The organism is Mesorhizobium sp. M0715, from assembly GCF_040320355.1.
In the GTDB taxonomy this organism is placed as follows: domain Bacteria; phylum Pseudomonadota; class Alphaproteobacteria; order Rhizobiales; family Rhizobiaceae; genus Mesorhizobium.
The window spans coordinates 1-18413 of the sequence record NZ_JAMYPL010000003.1 but is presented as its reverse complement, the minus strand read 5'-3'; the positions used below and the strand labels follow the sequence as shown (position 1 = coordinate 18413).

Below are 18413 nucleotides of genomic sequence, written 5' to 3'. Positions count from 1 at the left end.
CGCCAAGCCGGCCTGCCTCCGCACCATTTGGAATACGGGAAAAGCGATGCGCGGATTGATTGCTATAGTTTCGAGTCTGGTCCTGGTGGCCGTGGCAGCCCCGGCGCTGGCGCAGTCGGCGACCAAGATCGGCCAGCACAATGCCTGGGGCACCTACAGCTACCAGGCATCGGGCGGCAAGGTCTGCTATGTCCTGACCGTGCCGACCGACAAGCAGCCGCCGACGCTCGACCATGGCGACATGTTCTTCTTCGTCAGCCAGCGGCCCGGCCAGCAAGTGTCGTACGAGCCGCAATTCATTGCCGGCTACAACTTCCAGGACGGCTCCAAGGCCACCGTGACCATCGATAAGAAGACGTTTTCGATGTTCACCCGCGGCAAATCGGCCTGGGTCGAGAATGCCGCCGAGGAGCCGGTGCTGATCGCCGCCATGAAGACCGGCACCGACATGAAGGTGACGGCGAAGTCTGGCCGCGGCAATCCCACCTCCTATGTCTTCTCCCTGAAAGGTATTTCGGCGGCGCTGACGTCGATTGCCAAGTGCAAATAGGCTAGGCTTTGTTTTGAGTGAAAGGCCGGGCCGCAAAGCCCGGCCTTTCGTTTTTGGGTCTGTTGGTGGATCTCTGGCGAGGGTGCATCATCGCACAACCCATGACTCTGCCGTCAACCTGTGCTATGCGCCGCGCTTCCTTTCCGGCACGATGCGTGAAATCGGCCGCAAACCGCTTATATCAGTGCAACCATGACCCTTTCATTCGATCTCACCACTGACGGCGCCCGCGACGCGTTGCGTGCCCGCGCGGCACAGCCCGAAAAGCCGTCGCTGATCGGCCTGACGCGGGTCGAGCTCGCCGAGGCTCTGGTTGCATCAGGCACCGTGCCCGAGCGCCAGGCGAAAATGCGCGCCCAGCAGTTGTGGCACTGGATGTATGTGCGCGGCGTCTCCGATTTCGCCGGCATGTTCAACATCTCCAAGGATCTGCGCGCCGAGCTCGACAAGCATTTCACCGTCGCCAGGCCCGAGATCGTCGAGGAGCAGATTTCCGCCGACGGCACGCGAAAGTGGCTGTTCCGCTTTCCGCCGCGCGGCGCCGGCCGGCCGGTCGAGATCGAGACTGTCTACATTCCCGAAGAGGGTCGCGGCACGCTGTGCATCTCGTCACAGGTGGGCTGCACGCTGACCTGCTCGTTTTGCCACACCGGCACGCAGAAGCTGGTGCGCAATCTAACGGCTGAGGAGATCCTCGCCCAGCTGCTCACCGCCCGCGACCGGCTCGGCGATTTTCCCGACCGCGACACGCCCGACGGCGCCATCGTGCCGGCCGAGGGCCGCAAAGTGTCCAACGTCGTCATGATGGGCATGGGCGAACCGCTTTACAATTTCGAAGCGGTGAAGAAGGCGCTGCTGATCGCTTCCGACGGTGACGGCCTGTCCCTGTCGAAGCGGCGCATCACGCTGTCGACCTCCGGCGTCGTGCCGGAAATCTTCCGCACCGGCGAGGAGATCGGCGTCATGCTGGCGATCTCGCTGCACGCCACCAATGACGATCTGCGCGACTTGCTTGTGCCGATCAACAAGAAGTATCCGCTCAACGAGCTGATCGCCGCCTGCCGCGCCTATCCCGGCTTGTCGAACGCCAAGCGCATCACCTTCGAATATGTGATGCTGAAGGACGTCAACGATTCCATCGAGGACGCCAAGGGCCTGATCAAGCTGCTCAAGGGCATTCCGGCCAAGATCAACCTGATCCCGTTCAACCCGTGGCCGGGCACCAATTACCAGTGCTCGGACTGGGAGACGATCGAGAAATTCGCCGATTACATCAACAATGCCGGCTATGCCTCGCCGATCCGCACGCCGCGCGGCCGCGACATTCTCGCCGCCTGCGGCCAGCTCAAATCCGACTCCGAGCGCATGCGCAAGGTCGACCGGCTGGCGCTGGAAGCGATGATGATAGCGGGGCACGGCGAGGCGTGAGCCGCCCCTTCGCCTGGCTAAAACGCTTCGCCATCATGGCGGTCGGCTATGTCGCCGCGGTGCTGACCTCGATCCTGGTGCCGGTGCTGCTGATCGCTCTCCTGGAAGGCATCGAAGACGGCAACTGGTCCATCATTTTCGCTTTCGACTGGCTGGGCTCGTTCCCGCTCGCCGTCTTGACCGTAACGATCGGCGCGCTGTTGATCGTCGGCCCGGCGCTCTTTGTCGCCGAACGGTTTTCACTTCGGGGATGGTTCTACTTCGCCGCCACCGGTGCGATCACGTCCATCGCCTTTGGCGTATCCATGCCGCGCTCGGCCAGCAGCTTTGTCTTCAATCCGGGCTTTCTGGGTTTTCTCGCCACCGCCGGCATCGCCGCCGGTTCGGTCTACTGGCTTCTGGCTGGACGCAGGTCCGGCACGCGACAGAATCTGGGCCGAGATTGATGGCGCGTCTCGTCGGCTACCTCGTCCGTTTCACCGTCATCCTGTTCGGCTATGCCGTCGCCTCGCTGGCGGCGAGCGCCTTCCTCAACATCCTGTTGCTGGCATCGCTCGGCTACACGCCGGAGCATGCGCATCCGACGGCGACGGCTTCCCTGTATTTCTCAATTCCCTTCGCCGCTCTGTTCGTCGCCTATTTCGCCCTGATGCCGGCCTCTGTCGTCATCCTGCTTGCCGAAATCCTGGGCCGGCGCGACTGGCTGTTCTATGCGCTGGCAGGCGCGGTGGTTGCCGGTGTTTTCCTCGGGCTTGCCGACCGCAGCGGTGACACCGCCTTCGTCGTCAGGGACACCAGCGCCATCATGGCCGTGATCGGCAGCGGCATGGTCGGTGGTATCTTTTACTGGCTCAGCGCCGGGCGCTGGGCCGCAAGCTGGTGGCAAGGCGAACCAGGATCAAAAGAGGATGGCCAGACAGGATGACGGCGCCTACTTCGCCTGCGCCGTCAGGATCTTGAGGGCGAAGGCGGAGAACACGCCGGCAAAGAGATAGTCGACCGCCCGTGTGACGCGCGGGCTGGCCTTCATCGCCGCCGAAAACTTTTCCGCCGCCAGCACCATCGGCACCGTCACCGGGACCGACAGCACAATGAACATCAGCCCAAGGAAAAACAGCTTTCCCGGTGCGTTCGGATCATGCGCGGAGACGAACTGCGGCAGGAAGGTCATGAAGAACAGGATGATCTTCGGGTTGAGCAGATTGACGCCAAGACCCGCGGCCCAGCTGCGCAACAGGGAAATCTCGGGGCCTGTCTTCTTCTCCGGCGAAAAGGCCGAGCCCCTGGTGATTGCCTGCCAGGCCAGGAAGACGAGATAGCCGGCGCCGAAGATCTTCAGCACGAAGAAAGCCATCGGCGAGGCGACGATCAGCGCCGAGACACCGACAACCACCAGTGTGGTGTGGATCAGCGTGCCGCACAGCGCGCCGGCCATCGAGGCAAAGCCGGTGGCACGGCCCTGGCTCAGCGTGCGCGAGACGAACAGGGTCATGTCCGGCCCCGGCGTGATCGCCAGGATGACCGTGGCGATGGCGAACTGGATCAGCGTGGCGGTGTCTGGAATGAACGACATGAGCGGCCCCCAAGGGATTGCGAGGCCTATACAGGATGCGCCATGACGATGCCAGACACAGCAGCGACCCGATCTCGATCCAGCAGGCGTCCGCACGGCATTCGCTGGACGGCCGGCCGCGGCGTCCTATGCCTGCCTGCTCAGCCGCATCCTCGCCGGCTCCTCCGCGACGAGTTGATCGTTGCGGACATCGGCGTCCCCGGTGATCTGGTCGATCGGCTTGGGCCGGCCGAGGAAATAGCCTTGCGCCTCGTTGCAGCCTTCGACTTGCAGGATGGTGAGCTGGACATGCGTCTCGACGCCTTCGGCAAGCACCGGAATGTCGAGGCTGCGGCCCAGCGTCAGCACCGCCCGGATGATGGCCTTGGCCTGCGGGCTTCGCTCGACGTCAGCCATGAATGAACGGTCGAGTTTGATCTTGTCGAACGGAAACGAGCGCAGCGTATCGAGCGATGAATAGCCTGTGCCGAAATCGTCGATCGCGATCGTCACCCCCAGCGCCTTGATCTGGCGCAGAACATGCAGCGTGCGCACCTTGTCGGCGACGATCGTCGATTCGGTGAGCTCCAGCTCCAGCCGTTTCGGCGACAGCCCGGTCTCGATCAGGATCTGATGGACGAGCTTGGCGAGATCGGCATGGGCGAACTGTACCGGCGACAAATTGACCGCGATCTTGTGGCCGTTGCCCCACGAGGCCGCCTGGCGGCACGCGGTCCGCAGCACCCATTCGCCGATCGCCATGATCGAGCCGTTCTCCTCGGCAATCGGGATGAATTCGGCGGGCGGGATCATGCCGTGCACCGGATGGGTCCAGCGCAGCAGCGCCTCGTAGCCGCAGGTGGCGCCGGTCGGGACCGAGGTCTGCACCTGATAGTGGAGCGAAAGCTCGCCGCGCTCGATCGCCTGGCGAAGGTCGGTGGCCAGCGCGCGGCGCGCCCGCGCCGTCTCGTCCATGGCGGATTCGTAGAAGCAGACGGCTCGCGTGACGTCGTTCTTTGCCCGGTACATGGCAAGATCGGCATTGCTGACCAGCCGCTCGCGGTCGGCCCCGTCGCGCGGATAGATCGCTACGCCGATGCTGGCGCCGGCGGCGATTTCGAAATCGTCGAGTCGCAACGGCTCGAACAGGGATTTCTCCAGCCGCGAGACAAGCCCGAGAAGGTCCTTCTGATCCTTGAAGCGCTTGATCGCGGCGAACTCGTCACCGCCGAGCCGGGCGACGAATTCGCCCTCGCCGATGAGTTTCGACAGCCTGCGGGCGACGATCTTGAGTGCCTGGTCGCCGGCCGCATGCCCCCTGAGGTCGTTGATCTCCTTGAAGCGGTCGAGATCGATGACGATGACCGCCGTCATTGTGTCCTCGCCCTCGCATGCCCGGTCGATTTCATGGTCAAGGCGGTCGTTGAAGGAGACCCGGTTGGGAAGGCCGGTAAGGGCGTCGTTGAGGGCGAGATGCTGAAGCCGCTCGAAGCTCTCCAAACGACCACGCTCATCGATCAGATAGCTGGCGAAGCCGGTAGCCGCGACGATCAGGCCCACCACGGCGACGGCGACCGCCATTGCCACCAGAATATCGGGATTGGTGCCTGTGCTGATGAAGGACAGCGGCGTCACCGCCACCGCGGCCATAGCCGTGAAATGCAGGCCGACGATCGCCAGCACCAGCAGCCCGATGGCGAGATAGTGCGACCAGCGGTATGGCCGGCGCACGGCATGGCCGACGGCCAGGGCGGAGAACACCGCCGAGATGACCAGTGAGGCCACGACATAGGAGCCGTCCCATTCGACGATGCCGGCAACGTGATAGGCCATCATGCCGGTGTAGTGCATGGCCGAGATCGCCAGGCCGACGACGACGCCGCCCCATTCCGGGGCCAGGCGCCGGCTCTTGCCGGATGCGAGGGTGAAACCCAGCCCGGTGCCGGCGATGGCGATGACCAGGGATGCCATGGTCAGGACCGGATCGAAGGTGATCGGCGCGCCGGGCTGGTAGGCCAGCATGGCGATGAAATGGGTGCACCAGATCGACGAGCCGGCGGCGACCGCGGTCAGGAACAGCCAGCCCTTCATCTGCACGCCGGTGGTTTTTCTCGAACGGTCGAAGAGGCCGATCGTCACCCAGCAGCCGGTGACGCACATCAGCGCCGCCAGCAGGACAAGCCACAGATTATGCTCCATGGCGATGCATGATATAACGCGCATCAAGAACGGCCCGAGCCCGAGGACACCCGCGACAAGGCAGGCAAGAAGCCGCCCGAAATGGTCGAGGCGGCTTTGTCGCAAATGTTAGCGGCACGGCGTGAAAACTTGATTAAGTCCTTCCAGCAAATGCAGCCTTTGATTGCAGCAGGTTGTTTCCGCTGCCGGCGGCCACCGGCCATGCGCTGGACCAGAAGCCATGCATGCACGCGTGCTTGCTCGCTCTGCCGTTCCTGCTAAAAGGCGCTGCGACAATCCGTGACGCCCAGGCTGGGGCGTCCGCCATCGACGGAGTAGAAATGTCCAAGGCCAAAGACGTCAAGAAGGTCGTGCTCGCCTATTCCGGCGGTCTCGACACATCCATCATCCTGAAATGGCTGCAGACTGAACTCGGCGCCGAAGTCGTGACTTTCACCGCCGATCTTGGCCAGGGCGGCGAACTCGAGCCGGCCCGTCGCAAGGCCGAGATGATGGGCATCAAGGACATCCGCGTCGTCGACGTGCGCGAGGAATTCGTGTCCGACTTCGTCTTCCCGATGTTCCGCGCCAACACCGTCTATGAAGGGACCTATCTGCTTGGCACTTCGATCGCGCGGCCGCTGATCTCCAAGCATCTGGTCGATATAGCCCGGGAAACCGGCGCCGACGCGATCGCGCATGGCGCCACCGGCAAGGGCAACGATCAGGTTCGCTTCGAGCTTTCAGCTTACGCACTGAACCCCGACATCAAGGTCATCGCGCCGTGGCGCGACTGGTCGTTCAAATCGCGTACCGACCTGATGAATTTCGCCGAGCAGCATCAGATCCCGGTGCCGAAGGACAAGAAGGGCGACGCACCTTTCTCGGTCGACGCCAACCTCTTGCATTCGTCCTCCGAGGGCAAAGTGCTGGAAGACCCGTGGGTGGAGCCGCCGGAATTCGTTCATCAGCGCACCGTTTCGCCGATGGACGCGCCGGACAAGGTCACCGAGATCGAGATCGAGTTCCTGAAGGGTGATCCGATCGCGCTGAACGGCAAGAAACTGTCGCCGGCGACCATGCTGGCGGCACTCAACGATCTTGGCCGCGACAATGGCATCGGCCGGCTCGACCTGGTCGAAAACCGCTTCGTCGGCATGAAATCGCGCGGCGTCTACGAAACACCAGGCGGCACCATCCTGATATCAGCCCATCGCGCCATCGAATCGATCACGCTCGACCGAGGTGCCGCCCACCTCAAGGACGAGTTCATGCCGCGCTACGCCGAGCTGATCTACAACGGCTTCTGGTTCGCGCCCGAACGGCTGATGCTGCAGGCGATGATCGACAAGAGCCAGGAAGACGTCGAAGGCACGGTGCGCCTCAAGCTCTACAAGGGCAATGTCATGGTCACCGGCCGCAAGTCGAAGAAGACGCTTTATTCGGATGCGCTGGTCACCTTCGAGGACGACCGCGGCGCCTACGACCAGAAGGACGCCGCCGGCTTCATCCGCCTCAACGCGCTGAGGCTAAGGACGCTGGCCGCGCGCAGCCGCACCAAGTAGCGCGGATGCGCGGTTTCGGTCGCTGCTTGGCGCCGCTGGTTGTTCTGGCGACGCCGGCCGCCGGCCAGGAGTTCGACCCCGCCTCTCTCGACCTTCCGGCCCTGATCGAGTGCAGGGCGGACGTTCCGACCTACAACGACTTTGCCCTGTGGCTGTCCAGCGCACCAGGTGCCGTTGAAACGCTTGGCTGGAAGGAGGTTGCCTCGGGCAATCCTTTTCTCAGCCAATACGAACTGCCGGCCAAAATCCGCGTGTTCAACCGCGAGACGGGATCGATCGTGTTTACCGCAGCCGGGCCGATGGCCGTGCTCGATGGCATTGCGGCGCCAGAGCTTGCCAGGGAGCTCAATGTCATTGCCGTTTTTTCGACGCCGGAAAAATTCCTTGGCGAGAAGGTCGTTGTCCAAAGCACCGAAGAGTCGGAAGGATTGACCTTCTCCACGGGCATCAAGCTCAACGTCTCGACCGTCGAGTCGCACCCCGGCAAGACGCTGGCGGGCTGCTCCTACACGCTCGAAATCAAATGAAACCCGACATTCGCGCCGGGTTTCCGATCAAGTCAAAAATAGCCGGGGCCTTCTGCCCGGAGCATGATCCGTCAATCGCCGTCGATCGCCGTGGCAATGCGGGCGATGGCCTGCTGATAGACGCTCGCGGAATTCCAGCCGGCAATCGCGCCCATATTCGCACTCGCGCTCGCGCCCGCCCGCCAGCCATGCCCCTTGAGGAAGTTGGCGGTGGAAGCCAGCGCCGTGCTCTTGTCGCGCAGGTTTCCGCCACCGACGCCATATTTCAGGACGTTTCCGGGCAGGAACTGCGTGTGTCCGATCTCGCCATGCGCGGCCCCGACCGACGAGGCTGTCAACGCCCCGCGATCAACCAGCTTCAGGGCTGCGATGGCATGCGGGTAGAAGAACCCCGGCCGGCGGCAATCATAGGCAAGCGTCAAAATGGCAGAGACGGTGTTCTGGTTGCCCATGGCCGAACCGAAGCCGGTTTCCATACCCCAGATGGCGAGCAACACGCCCGGCGACACGCCGTAATTCGCTTCGATCTTGGAGAACAGCGCCGCATTCGACTTTTTCAGCGACCGGCCCTTGGAAATAATCGCTGCACCACCACGACGCCGCATGAAATCGTCCACCGAGCCGCTGAAGGCCTTGTGAATGCCGCGGTCGACTGAGATCGTCTTTGTCGCGTAGTTTGCCCCGGCCAGAGCGGCCAGCCCCTTGGCGCCTACACCTTCCGACCTGGCCTGCGCGGCAAAGTCCTGCTTCCAGGCGTCGAAGCCGGCGCCGGTCTTGCCGCAGCTGGCTGCCGCCTGTGCGCCCGTCGCCAGCGCAAGCACCGCCACCACGGCCGCTGCAAACATCTTTCCCTTGGCAAGAATTGCCATGTTGATCTCCTGGTTGCCTGAATCACGTCCCAATTGCGAACTTGCCAGCGAAACGCGCACTTGTCACTGTCACCGCTGCAATGCTGGCGAATGCCGTGGAATTTGCCTAGGATCAAGTGATTATTGTGGCAGGGGGGCTGCATGCAAGACGTTGATGTCGTCATCATCGGTGCCGGCTCGGCGGGTCTTGCCGCCGCCAGGAGCTTGCAGGCGGCGGGGCTTTCCTTCACGCTGCTCGAAGCGATAGACCGAATCGGCGGGCGAGCCTGGACCAGCGACCAGCATTTCGGCGTGCCTTTCGACATCGGCTGCGCCTGGCTGCATGCGGCCGACCGCAATCCCTATTTTCCCGAAGCCCAGGCGGCAGGCTGGACGTTGCATCATCACGACATGAACGTCGATCATCTCTACTACCGCGAGCGCAAGGCGAGCGAAGCGGAAGAAGCCGACATGAAGGCCGCCGACGCAAAGCTGTTCGAACTGCTGGCCAAGCATGAAGTGAAGGACGGAGATGACGATCGTCTTTCGGCGCTGTTGGCAAAAGGCCATGCACCGCGCGCCGCCGCCACCTTCGCCGGGCCGATGGATTTCGGTGCCGACGAGGACGAAATCTCGATCCTCGACTTCCAGGCCGCTGCCGATCTCGACCCGAACTACTTCAGCAAGGAGGGCCTTGGCGCGCTGGTGGCGCGTTTCGGCGCCGGCGTGCCGGTCGAACTTTCGACGCCGGTGCGCAAGATCCTGTGGGACGTGCCGGGCGTCGCCTGCGTCACCGATCGCGGCACCGTCCGCGCCAAGGCGGTGATCGTCACCGCTTCGCCGGCGGTGCTCGCCTTCGAGGAGATCGCGTTCTCGCCGGCCTTGCCAGACACGCATTTCGGCGCCTTCTTCGACCTGCCGATGGGCATGCTGACCAAATTGCCGGTCGAAATATCGGGCACCAGGCTCGGGCTGCAGCCCTTCGACGACCTGCTGATCGAACGGATGGCCAGGCACGACATCTATTTCCTGTGCTTCCCGTTCGACCTCGATCTGATGGTCGGCTTCGTCGGCGGCGATTTCGCCTGGGAAATGTCGGCGGCCGGCGAGGCGGCCGGCATCGACTTCGTCGTCGACCGGCTGTGCGGCATCTTCGGCGGCGATACGCGCAAACATGTCGGACGCGCCATGATGACCAATTGGGGCGGCGAGCGCTTCGTACGCGGTGCCTATGCCGCCGCTCGCCCCGGCCGTTCACTGGCGCGCGCCGCACTCATGCAGCCGGTGGCCGACAAGATCTTCTTCGCCGGCGAGCACCTGGCCGGTCCACTGATGCAGACCTGCGGCGGCGCACGGCTGTCGGGCGAAGCGGTGGCAAGACAGGTTGTCACCCAGCTTGCGGCGAGGACATGATCCGAACCGAAGGACGGAACCAACGACAGGTGGAACCTGGTCTTCGCTTTGCGAAACCTCGTTCTGCAGAGATTATGTTCCAACAAGTTCGACAAAATGCGGAACGCCGCGCGGCTGTTCGCGTTGGGCACGGGCCGCCGTGAACATCTATGTCACCTCCGGTGAATTGAGACCGACATGAAACTCTTCGACTGCCCCCATTGCGGCCATCGCATCTATTTCGAGAACGCCAAGTGCCTGAACTGCGGGAACCCGGTGCTCTACGATCCCGAGCACGCGCGCTTTGCGCTGGCGGGCGTCGACGGCGTCTTCCAGTGCACCAACGCCGACGAATGCGCCTGCAACTGGATGGCGGAACCGGGTCACGCTTTTTGCCGCGCCTGCGTGCTGAACCAGCTGATCCCGGATCTCTCCGTCGACGGCAACCGCCGCCGCTGGATCCGTGTCGAAGCGGCGAAGAAGCGCGCCATCTACTCGCTGCTGGCCTTCGGGCTGCCGGTAGTCCCCAAGCAGACTCCTGCCGACGAGGTCGGCCTGGCCTTCGACTTCCTCGCCGATCCGATCGGCGGCGGCCCTGGTGGCGAGCGGATCCTCACCGGCCACGACAATGGTTTGATCACGCTCAATGTCGCCGAGGCGGATTCGGCCGAGCGCGAGAAGCGGCGCGTCGAGATGGGCGAGAACTACCGCACCTTGCTCGGCCATTTCCGCCATGAGCTCGGGCACTATTACTGGGACCGCCTCATCCGCGACGATCCGCACAGGCTCGAAGCTTTCCGCGCACTGTTCGGCGATGACCGCGCCGATTACGAACAAGCGCTGAAGGCCTATTATGCCGATGGTGCGCCGCCCGACTGGCAGCAGGGCCACATCTCGGCCTATGCGACCTCGCATCCTTGGGAGGACTGGGCCGAGACCTGGGCTCACCACCTGCATATCACCGATACGCTGGAAATGGTGCACGCACTGAACTTTCCACTCGGCCGGCTGGAGACGGTGGAGGCCAACGACTTGCCGCGCGGCGACACCGGCGGCGAATTGCAGGCGGCACCCTCGGAGCCGGCGGCCGCGCCGGAGCCTTTCGAAAAGATCCTTGCCCGCTGGCTGGTGCTGTCGGAGGCCTCCAATTCGATCAACCGCTGCATGGGTCTGCCCGACCTCTACCCCTTTGTGATTTCGGACGTCACGGCGCGGAAATTGGAATTCGTTCACGAACTTCTGACCGATTTGCCGAAAGAACACGGAACAAATCGTGAGTTGGCGCAGGCGCTTTAGCGGGAACGCATGAGCTGCTGCCCCGTTTTCGCTGGCGAGGGACCATGAAAACGGAGAGAAACCATGAAATCCCTATTGTTTCCTGCGGTAGCCGGAATGCTGACCGTGATGTCGGGCGCCGCGTTTGCCGATACCGCCGTCTCAGCCGTCACCGATCTTAACGTGCGCGCCGGGCCCGGCCCGCAATACCCTGTGATCGGCGTGCTCGCCGCCGGTCAGTCGGCAACGCTCAATGGCTGCATCGAAAACAGCAAATGGTGCACCATAGCCGAGGCCGGCGGCCAGGGCTGGGTCTATTCCGACTATGTGACGGCCGATATAGGCGGCAGCCGGGTGGTGCTGACGGAACGGCGCTCCAGCGTTGCTGTCGTCTCGCCGCCGGAGGACATCGGCAACTACTCGACCGATTATACCGGCGCGATCATCGCCAGCGATCCGGTCGTGGATGACTTCCCTTCGCCCCCGGCTGAAGTCCGCACCTATGTCGACACGCATCGCCTCGATCCCATCTATCTCGAAGGCGAAGTGGTGACCGGCGCGACCCTGCCCGACACCGTCGAGCTGCGCGAGATTCCGGACTACAATTACCGCTATGTCTATGTGAACGGCCAGCGGGCGCTGATCGATCCGCAGACCCGACGCATCATGTACGTCGTTCGCTGACGACAATCGGCGCAAGCGGCCGCTGCGACAGCAGCGGCCGCCAGCAGGCGGCACCGCAGCGCGTCGCCTCTCCCGCGCCGACGCTGCTCTGAGCGTTGTCCTTTGCGGAAAACGATTCCGATTTTCCGGGCCATCGGTTAGAGGCGATGACTTTGGCAAAGGAGCCCGCGTGACCATCGATCCGGCCGCCTTCGAGCGTTACAGGCATTCGCCGAACGCCAGGACGACCTTGCCGCGCCTGTTGCTCGGAACGGGGATCGTGGTCTTTTTTTGGGCAGCAATCACCGTGGCCGTGCTGGTCGGCGGCACTTATGCCTTTTTCGCCTGGCAGGCGGCCCCATCCGGCATGCAGGGTTTCCTCGCTTCGCCCCTCGGCATCCTCACCGCGCTCGTCTCGTTTGCCGGCATCTGGATCGGCCTGTGGGTCGCCATGCGCTGGCTGCATGGCGAGAAGCTGTCGGCGCTGCTCGGCAACAGGCGACGTGTTTCATGGTCCGGCTTCGTCAAGGGGCTGATCGCGGTGCTGATCACGTCGTTCATATCCGAAATCCTGCTCTATTTGCTGCAGCCGCAGATCGCGCGTGGCCCGATCAGCCTGTCGTCCTGGCTGCTGTTTGCGATCCCGATCGCCGCGCTCACCCTGTTGCAGACCTCTTCGGAAGAGCTGTTGTTTCGCGGCTACCTGCTGCGCGGCCTCGCCAGCCGGTTCAAGAGCCCGTTCGTCTGGGCCCTGCTGCCGGCCCTGCTGTTCACCTCGCTGCATTGGAGTGCGAGTTCGTCACCAGCCATCAATGCTTGCGTGCTGGCGTCGATCGCCGCTTTCGCGCTGCTGCTGACACTTGTCGTCTACGCAACCGGCAATCTCGGCGCCGCCTTGGGTGCTCATCTCGGCAACAACCTGACCGGGTTTCTCTTGATCTCGCATCAGGAAAGCTACAATTCCTTCGCCCTGTTCAATGCCAGGCCGCTCGAAGGACCGGGCTGGGCGACGTCGGATGCGGTTCTCATCGCCTTCATCGGCATCGCCTGCAGCCTGCTGACCATCGTGCTGCTTCTGTATCCGCGTTCGCCGCTCAAGGTCGCCGCCGAGCTTCCGGACCGGGCGAGCACGGCCTGATTGCAGGCCCGGGAACGACGCAATCCGGTCTTTGTCTTGACACTGCGTCCGATTTCCTGTCTACACGCCCCGAATTCCGCGACGAGTATCCCTCCGAGCAAGCCGACCAGGACGCCGAAGCCTCTTTGAGGTGAAGTGCTGTAAATCGATCCTGGAGGCCAACACCCGGCAGCGCTGAGCGCCCCCGGGTGCTTTTTGGCTTTTCGCTTGGACGGGCTTTTGCTTGGACACTTGGCGCGAACGCATTACTTCTCGGTCACCGTCCGGGTGCCTGGGAAAAAGGAAGAAGAATGTTTGAATCGCTGCAGGAGCGCCTTGGCTCCATCCTGAACGGCCTCACCGGCCGCGGCGCGCTGTCGGAGGCTGATGTCTCGGCGGCGCTGCGCGAGGTGCGCCGTGCACTGCTCGAAGCGGACGTGGCGCTGGAAGTAGTGCGCTCCTTCACCGACAAGGTGCGTGAGAAGGCCGTCGGCGCTGCCGTGGTCAAGTCTATCAAGCCCGGCCAGATGGTCGTCAAGATCGTCCATGACGAACTGGTCGACATGCTCGGCGCCGAGGGCGTCGCCATCGATCTCAATGCCCCGGCCCCGGTCGTCATCATGATGGTCGGCCTGCAGGGTTCCGGCAAGACGACGACCTCGGCCAAGATCGCCAAGCGTCTCACCGAGCGTCAGAACAAGAAGGTCCTGATGGCCTCGCTCGACACGCGGCGTCCTGCCGCGCAAGAGCAGCTTCGCCAGCTCGGCGAACAGGTCAAGGTCGCCACGCTGCCGATCATCGACGGCCAGTCGCCGGTCGACATCGCCCGCCGCGCCGTGCAGGCGGCCAAGCTCGGCGGCCACGACATCGTCATCCTCGACACCGCCGGCCGCACCCATATCGACGAGCCGCTGATGGTCGAGATGGCCGACATCAAGAAGGTGTCGAGCCCGCACGAAATCCTGCTGGTCGCCGATTCGCTGACCGGCCAGGACGCCGTCAACCTGGCCAAGAGCTTCGACGAGCGCGTCGGCATCACCGGCCTCGTCCTGACCCGCATGGACGGCGACGGCCGCGGTGGTGCTGCACTCTCCATGCGCGCCGTCACCGGCAAGCCGATCAAGCTGATCGGCACTGGCGAAAAGATGGACGGGCTGGAGGAATTCCACCCCAAGCGCATCGCCGACCGCATCCTCGGCATGGGCGACATTGTCTCGCTCGTCGAAAAGGCCGCCGAGAACATCGACGCCGAGCAGGCGGCGGCGATGGCCAAGAAGATGCAGTCGGGCAAGTTCGACCTGAACGATCTCGCCGGCCAGCTTCAGCAGATGTCGAAGATGGGCGGCATGGGCGGCATCATGGGCATGATGCCCGGCATGGGCAAGATGAAGGACCAGATGGCCGCCGCCGGTCTCGACGACAAGATGTTCGGCCGCCAGCTCGCCATCATCTCGTCGATGACCAAGGCCGAGCGCGCCAATCCCGATTTGCTCAAGCATTCGCGCAAGAAGCGCATCGCCGCCGGTTCCGGCACCGACGCGGCCGAAATCAACAAGCTGCTCAAGATGCATCGCGGCATGGCCGACATGATGAAGGCGATGGGCGGCAAGGGCAAAGGCGGCGGCCTGATGCGCGGCATGATGGGCGGCCTCGCGTCCAAGATGGGCCTCGGCGGCATGATGCCGGGCGGCCCCGGGGGCATGGGTGGCGGCATGATGGGCGGCGGCATGCCGGACCTGTCGAAGATGGATCCCAAGCAGCTCGAAGCCTTGCAGAAGCAGGCGCAAGCAGCCGGCCTCGGCGGCGGCATGAAAGGCCTTCCCGGCGGCGGCCTACCCGGACTGCCCGGCGGCATGAAGCTCCCCGGCCTGCCCGGAATGGGCGGCGGCCTGCCCGGCCTTGGCAAGAAGAAGTGAGGACGCCATGAACGAAGAGAAGGACATGGCCGACGCTCGCGCTCTCCTGGCCGATTACCGCGCCTCGATCGACAACATCGACGCGGCCCTCATCCACATGCTGGCCGAGCGCTTCCGCTGCACCAAGGCGGTCGGTGTGCTGAAGGCGACGCATGGCCTGCCCCCGGCCGACCCGGCACGCGAGCAGCAGCAGATCGCCCGGCTTCGCCAGCTGGCGAAGGATGCCCATCTCGACCCGGATTTCGCGGAAAAATTCCTCAACTTCGTCGTCCGCGAAGTGATCCGCCACCACGAACAGATCGCCGCTTCCAACGGCGTGATGAAAGCCGGCTGAGAAACCAGCCACCAACCGATCAACCAAATCAGCCTTTTTAGGAGAAAATAAATGCCCTTGAAGATCCGACTGGCCCGTGCGGGCTCGAAGAAGCGTCCTTACTACCACGTCGTCATTGCCGACGCCCGTTCGCCGCGTGACGGCCGGTTCATCGAGTCGATCGGCTCGTGGAACCCGCTGCTGCCCAAGGACGGCGAACGCGTCAAGGTCGACGCCGACCGCGTCAAGCATTGGCTGGCGCATGGCGCCCAGCCGACCGACCGCGTGCTGCGTTTCCTCGACGAGGCCGGCCTCGTCAAGCGCGACGCCCGTTCCAACCCGAAGAAGGCCGAGCCGGGCAAGAAGGCGCAGGAACGTGCTTCGCTCTTGAAGAAGGCGCAGGAAGACGCTGCTGCCGCGGCTGCGGCCGCCGCAGCAGCACCGGCCGAGGCGGAAGCCGCCACCGCCGAATAAGTATTGCCCTATCGCATCCAGGAAAACGGCGGGCCAAGGCCCGCCGTTTTGCTGTTCGGTTCTGTCTGTAAGAGCTGCCGATCAATAACCGCTCGGGCAGCGGTCGATGTAGACGCGGCCCCGCCGATCGCGATAGCGGCATTCGCCGCTCTCGCTTGCCCGGCCGATCAGCGCACCGGCAACGGCGCCGACAGCACCACCGACGACGGCGCCTTCAACCGGATCGCCAGCGACCGCCGCACCGACGGCAGCGCCACCGAGGCCGCCAACGGCCGCGCCTTTTTCCGTTTGCGAACAAGCGGCGAGCGGCACCAGAAGCGCCATCAAAAGCATCGTTTTCTTCATCGTCGTTCCTCTCCGATAGGAGCCGCCTCCGCCGCCAAGCGAATCTCTAACTCGCAACTCGGCGATTCGATCCCTAAGACATTGCCCGGCAAAGGGTTCCAGGCTTCGAGTTGAAAGCGATGCTTCGAGCGGATCTATCGGCTGAACGGGATCAGCGCGCGGACCCTGGCATCGCGCAGATACAGGCCACCCCACAGAATAATGCCGAGATAGACGCCGAACAGAATGTGCGAGAACAGCGGGTTGTCGACGCGGACATTGGTGGCGATGGCGCCGCCCATATAGGCGGTGAGCAGGATGGCGCCGAGCACCGCGGTGCGCGGCAAGGCGTAGAGCGCGGTCGAGATCAGGCCGATGACGCCAAGCATGCGCGCGACATTGGCATCGGCCGGCCAGCCGAGCGGCACCATCGTCTGGGTGACGACATCGAGCGGCGGCAGCTTGATGACGCCGTCGAAGATCATGAACAGCACGATGACGCCGCTGAGCACGCGGCCGGTCCACAAAGCGCCCGGCGAGACGGGCGCGGTTTCGGAAATGCTCATGGTGGTCCCTCCTGATGGTCGAGCCCTTTCGCAGGGGTCGACCCAAGGACGTGGCATGGGGCCGCGATCCGACAGCGGGGCGGATTCTTTTAAACCCGCGCGCCTTCGCCTACGAAAAATAGAACTTTTCCGCCGGGATCATCTTCGGCGGCGTTTCGCCCAGCGCCTCGAATACCGAGATCTCGCAGACGCGGCAGAGACCGTCGAGGGCGAGGTCGTTGGCCTCGGTGCCGAACGGATCCTCGAGCTCTTCCGAAAGCGCGTCGAGGCCGAAGAAGGTGTAGGCGATCAGCGCCGTGAACAGCGGCGTTGCCCAGCCGGCGGTCGAGATCAGGCCGATCGGCAGCAGCAGGCAGACGATATAGGCCGTGCGATGCACCAACAGCGTGTAGGCGAACGGCAAGGGCGTGCCGGCGATCCGCTCGCAGCCAGCCTGGATGGCGGCGATCGACGCGAGCCTCTCATCGAGGATACGAAAGCCGATCGTGTCGACGTCGCCCGCCCGGCGCTGGGCATTGGCACGCCGGCCCATGCGCCTGACCATCTCGTCCGCCGGATTGGAAAAGGCTGCTGCCTTGTCCGCCTCGGCGTCGATGAAGGCACGGGCATCCTTCATGCTGTCGATCTTGCGCAACTGCCCGCGCAGGAAATGACAGAAGGCGAGCGCTTCCATCAGCAAGGCGCGCTGTTCGGTCTGGTCCGGTATGAGGCTGGTGGTGGCGCGTGCCAGGTTGCGCATTTCGAAGACCAGCGCGCCCCACAGCTTGCGCGCCTCCCACCAACGGTCGTAGGCGGCGTTGTTGCGGAACGAGAGATAGATCGACAATGTCACGCCGACCAGGCCGAAAGGCGTGATGTTGAAGACGCTGAAATCAAGCTGGAACCGGCGCGCCACGGCCAGGATGATCGCGGAATAAAGCGCGAAGCCCAATATCTGCGGCAGGATGCGTGGCACGACCGAACCGCGCATGATGAAGAACAGCTGTAGGAATGTGGGGCGCGGGCGAACGATCATCGAAGGCCTTTCACGGACCGCCATCGGCCCTCACCTCCTTTATTGTGCGATGCGACAGCTCTGCAAGCCCAGCCACCAGCGACACCGCCATGTCGTCCTTGCAGCGCCTGGACTATCGGCACGCGCCGGTCGCGGATATTGAAGAGCACATGGGCTGCGGCCCATTTCTGCAGGCGAGAGAAACCGAATGACCGGCGAGACCGATCTGAAGACACTGCTGGCATCGATGACGCCGGAACTGCTCGCCGGCACCTATGTCTTCGCCATGCTGGCGCCCGGCGTCGTTCAGCCGGAAGGTCTCGAGCCGGTGATGATCTTTCGTGAGCGCGAGGGCGTGACACTGATCGTAACCGAGGAGAAGGCCATCGCTGCGGCACTGACCGCGTCATTCCGCTGCCGGATGGTCACGCTGAACATCCATTCGTCGCTGGAAGCCGTCGGCTTTCTCGCCGCCATCACCACGCGCCTCGCCGCCGCCGGCATGGGCGTGAACCCGGTTTCGGCCTTCTACCACGACCATTTGTTCGTGCCGGCGGACCGGGCCGAGGAAGCGCTGGAGCTGCTGACGGAGTTGGCCGAGGAGAACAGAGTGTAGCGCGGCCAGAGCTGCCGATCTCCCCCCTTGAGCAGGGCTATCGCATATGGATTCTTGCGAAGAAGAACCCCCACCCTAACCCTCCCCACAAGGGGGAGGGAACGCTGCCGCGTGC

At 63.7% G+C, this 18413-nt stretch carries 20 protein-coding genes; 14 read left to right on the top strand and 6 right to left on the bottom strand.

The window, feature by feature from the left end; genetic code table 11:
• The first annotated feature begins 46 nt into the window (after positions 1-46).
• The 4 genes from NKI21_RS03985 (at position 47) to NKI21_RS03970 (ending at position 2903) form a co-directional block, all read left to right on the top strand.
• A complete protein-coding gene (locus NKI21_RS03985) occupies positions 47-550 on the top strand; it encodes an invasion associated locus B family protein (RefSeq protein ID WP_023811316.1) in 504 nt (167 codons plus the stop codon).
• 192 nt (positions 551-742) lie between these two features.
• Positions 743-1978, top strand: a complete 1236-nt coding sequence (rlmN, locus tag NKI21_RS03980; RefSeq protein WP_023811317.1) for a dual-specificity RNA methyltransferase RlmN — start codon at positions 743-745, stop codon at positions 1976-1978.
• Complete coding sequence (locus NKI21_RS03975; RefSeq protein WP_023811318.1) at positions 1975-2424, top strand: hypothetical protein; 450 nt, start codon at positions 1975-1977, stop codon at positions 2422-2424. The genes rlmN and NKI21_RS03975 overlap by 4 nt, the downstream gene beginning before the upstream one ends.
• A complete protein-coding gene (locus NKI21_RS03970) occupies positions 2424-2903 on the top strand; it encodes a hypothetical protein (RefSeq protein ID WP_023811319.1) in 480 nt (159 codons plus the stop codon). Before NKI21_RS03975 ends, NKI21_RS03970 begins: the two co-directional genes overlap by 1 nt.
• Before the next feature lie 6 nt (positions 2904-2909).
• Here the strand turns inward: NKI21_RS03970 and NKI21_RS03965 are convergent, their stop codons facing one another.
• Positions 2910-3551: a LysE family translocator gene (locus NKI21_RS03965; RefSeq protein WP_128304284.1), complete on the bottom strand. Its 642-nt coding sequence runs from the start codon at positions 3549-3551 to the stop codon at positions 2910-2912.
• A gap of 126 nt (positions 3552-3677) precedes the next feature.
• The gene (locus NKI21_RS03960) at positions 3678-5753 is read right to left on the bottom strand and encodes a putative bifunctional diguanylate cyclase/phosphodiesterase (RefSeq protein ID WP_352864593.1); all 2076 of its coding nucleotides are present in this window, start codon (positions 5751-5753) and stop codon (positions 3678-3680) included.
• A 296-nt stretch (positions 5754-6049) separates the two neighbouring features.
• On the opposite strand from NKI21_RS03960, the gene NKI21_RS03955 reads away from it, so the two are divergent.
• Both NKI21_RS03955 and NKI21_RS03950 read left to right on the top strand, forming a co-directional pair.
• Complete coding sequence (locus NKI21_RS03955; protein WP_352864590.1) at positions 6050-7273, top strand: argininosuccinate synthase; 1224 nt, start codon at positions 6050-6052, stop codon at positions 7271-7273.
• A 5-nt stretch (positions 7274-7278) separates the two neighbouring features.
• Entirely contained in the window at positions 7279-7800 is a 522-nt protein-coding gene (locus NKI21_RS03950) for a hypothetical protein (protein WP_352630977.1), read from the top strand.
• A gap of 71 nt (positions 7801-7871) precedes the next feature.
• Here the strand turns inward: NKI21_RS03950 and NKI21_RS03945 are convergent, their stop codons facing one another.
• Positions 7872-8669, bottom strand: a complete 798-nt coding sequence (locus NKI21_RS03945; RefSeq protein WP_128304286.1) for a lytic murein transglycosylase — start codon at positions 8667-8669, stop codon at positions 7872-7874.
• A 141-nt stretch (positions 8670-8810) separates the two neighbouring features.
• Here NKI21_RS03945 and NKI21_RS03940 point away from each other — a divergent pair, with 141 nt between their 5' ends.
• From NKI21_RS03940 to rpsP, 7 genes are all read left to right on the top strand, one after another.
• Positions 8811-10061, top strand: coding sequence for a flavin monoamine oxidase family protein (locus NKI21_RS03940; protein ID WP_352555592.1), 1251 nt, complete (start codon positions 8811-8813; stop codon positions 10059-10061).
• A 177-nt stretch (positions 10062-10238) separates the two neighbouring features.
• Entirely contained in the window at positions 10239-11336 is a 1098-nt protein-coding gene (locus NKI21_RS03935; protein ID WP_128304288.1) for a zinc-binding metallopeptidase family protein, read from the top strand.
• A gap of 63 nt (positions 11337-11399) precedes the next feature.
• Positions 11400-11999: a DUF1236 domain-containing protein gene (locus NKI21_RS03930; protein ID WP_023811326.1), complete on the top strand. Its 600-nt coding sequence runs from the start codon at positions 11400-11402 to the stop codon at positions 11997-11999.
• 169 nt (positions 12000-12168) lie between these two features.
• A complete protein-coding gene (locus NKI21_RS03925) occupies positions 12169-13116 on the top strand; it encodes a CPBP family intramembrane glutamic endopeptidase (protein ID WP_352864587.1) in 948 nt (315 codons plus the stop codon).
• 290 nt (positions 13117-13406) lie between these two features.
• Positions 13407-15011, top strand: coding sequence for a signal recognition particle protein (gene ffh, locus NKI21_RS03920; protein ID WP_023811328.1), 1605 nt, complete (start codon positions 13407-13409; stop codon positions 15009-15011).
• Positions 15012-15018: 7 nt separating this feature from the next.
• Positions 15019-15345, top strand: a complete 327-nt coding sequence (locus NKI21_RS03915) for a chorismate mutase (protein WP_023811329.1) — start codon at positions 15019-15021, stop codon at positions 15343-15345.
• Between the two features lie 51 nt (positions 15346-15396).
• A complete protein-coding gene (rpsP, locus tag NKI21_RS03910) occupies positions 15397-15798 on the top strand; it encodes a 30S ribosomal protein S16 (protein WP_023811330.1) in 402 nt (133 codons plus the stop codon).
• Between the two features lie 81 nt (positions 15799-15879).
• On the opposite strand, the gene NKI21_RS03905 is transcribed toward rpsP, so the two are convergent.
• From NKI21_RS03905 to NKI21_RS03895, 3 genes are all read right to left on the bottom strand, one after another.
• Positions 15880-16143 (bottom strand): YMGG-like glycine zipper-containing protein, encoded by a 264-nt coding sequence (locus tag NKI21_RS03905; RefSeq protein ID WP_023811331.1) that lies wholly within the window; start codon positions 16141-16143, stop codon positions 15880-15882.
• 134 nt (positions 16144-16277) lie between these two features.
• Positions 16278-16688, bottom strand: a complete 411-nt coding sequence (locus NKI21_RS03900) for a DoxX family protein (RefSeq protein ID WP_352555599.1) — start codon at positions 16686-16688, stop codon at positions 16278-16280.
• A gap of 109 nt (positions 16689-16797) precedes the next feature.
• Complete coding sequence (locus NKI21_RS03895; RefSeq protein WP_352612821.1) at positions 16798-17727, bottom strand: bestrophin family protein; 930 nt, start codon at positions 17725-17727, stop codon at positions 16798-16800.
• A 163-nt stretch (positions 17728-17890) separates the two neighbouring features.
• On the opposite strand from NKI21_RS03895, the gene NKI21_RS03890 reads away from it, so the two are divergent.
• Complete coding sequence (locus NKI21_RS03890) at positions 17891-18298, top strand: ACT domain-containing protein (protein WP_352864583.1); 408 nt, start codon at positions 17891-17893, stop codon at positions 18296-18298.
• Positions 18299-18413: the final 115 nt, after the last annotated feature.

Coding starts and splice junctions, on each gene's coding strand:
- NKI21_RS03955 (WP_352864590.1), top strand. CDS start 6,050: ATGTCCAAGGCCAAAGACGTCAAGAAGGTCGTGCTCGCCTATTCCGGC.
- NKI21_RS03915 (WP_023811329.1), top strand. CDS start 15,019: ATGAACGAAGAGAAGGACATGGCCGACGCTCGCGCTCTCCTGGCCGAT.
- NKI21_RS03890 (WP_352864583.1), top strand. CDS start 17,891: ATGACCGGCGAGACCGATCTGAAGACACTGCTGGCATCGATGACGCCG.
- NKI21_RS03965 (WP_128304284.1), bottom strand. CDS start 3,551: ATGTCGTTCATTCCAGACACCGCCACGCTGATCCAGTTCGCCATCGCC.
- rlmN (WP_023811317.1), top strand. CDS start 743: ATGACCCTTTCATTCGATCTCACCACTGACGGCGCCCGCGACGCGTTG.
- NKI21_RS03970 (WP_023811319.1), top strand. CDS start 2,424: ATGGCGCGTCTCGTCGGCTACCTCGTCCGTTTCACCGTCATCCTGTTC.
- NKI21_RS03905 (WP_023811331.1), bottom strand. CDS start 16,143: ATGAAGAAAACGATGCTTTTGATGGCGCTTCTGGTGCCGCTCGCCGCT.
- NKI21_RS03950 (WP_352630977.1), top strand. CDS start 7,279: ATGCGCGGTTTCGGTCGCTGCTTGGCGCCGCTGGTTGTTCTGGCGACG.
- NKI21_RS03960 (WP_352864593.1), bottom strand. CDS start 5,753: ATGCGCGTTATATCATGCATCGCCATGGAGCATAATCTGTGGCTTGTC.
- NKI21_RS03900 (WP_352555599.1), bottom strand. CDS start 16,688: ATGAGCATTTCCGAAACCGCGCCCGTCTCGCCGGGCGCTTTGTGGACC.
- NKI21_RS03940 (WP_352555592.1), top strand. CDS start 8,811: ATGCAAGACGTTGATGTCGTCATCATCGGTGCCGGCTCGGCGGGTCTT.
- NKI21_RS03945 (WP_128304286.1), bottom strand. CDS start 8,669: ATGGCAATTCTTGCCAAGGGAAAGATGTTTGCAGCGGCCGTGGTGGCG.
- NKI21_RS03985 (WP_023811316.1), top strand. CDS start 47: ATGCGCGGATTGATTGCTATAGTTTCGAGTCTGGTCCTGGTGGCCGTG.
- ffh (WP_023811328.1), top strand. CDS start 13,407: ATGTTTGAATCGCTGCAGGAGCGCCTTGGCTCCATCCTGAACGGCCTC.
- NKI21_RS03930 (WP_023811326.1), top strand. CDS start 11,400: ATGAAATCCCTATTGTTTCCTGCGGTAGCCGGAATGCTGACCGTGATG.
- NKI21_RS03895 (WP_352612821.1), bottom strand. CDS start 17,727: ATGGCGGTCCGTGAAAGGCCTTCGATGATCGTTCGCCCGCGCCCCACA.
- rpsP (WP_023811330.1), top strand. CDS start 15,397: ATGCCCTTGAAGATCCGACTGGCCCGTGCGGGCTCGAAGAAGCGTCCT.
- NKI21_RS03935 (WP_128304288.1), top strand. CDS start 10,239: ATGAAACTCTTCGACTGCCCCCATTGCGGCCATCGCATCTATTTCGAG.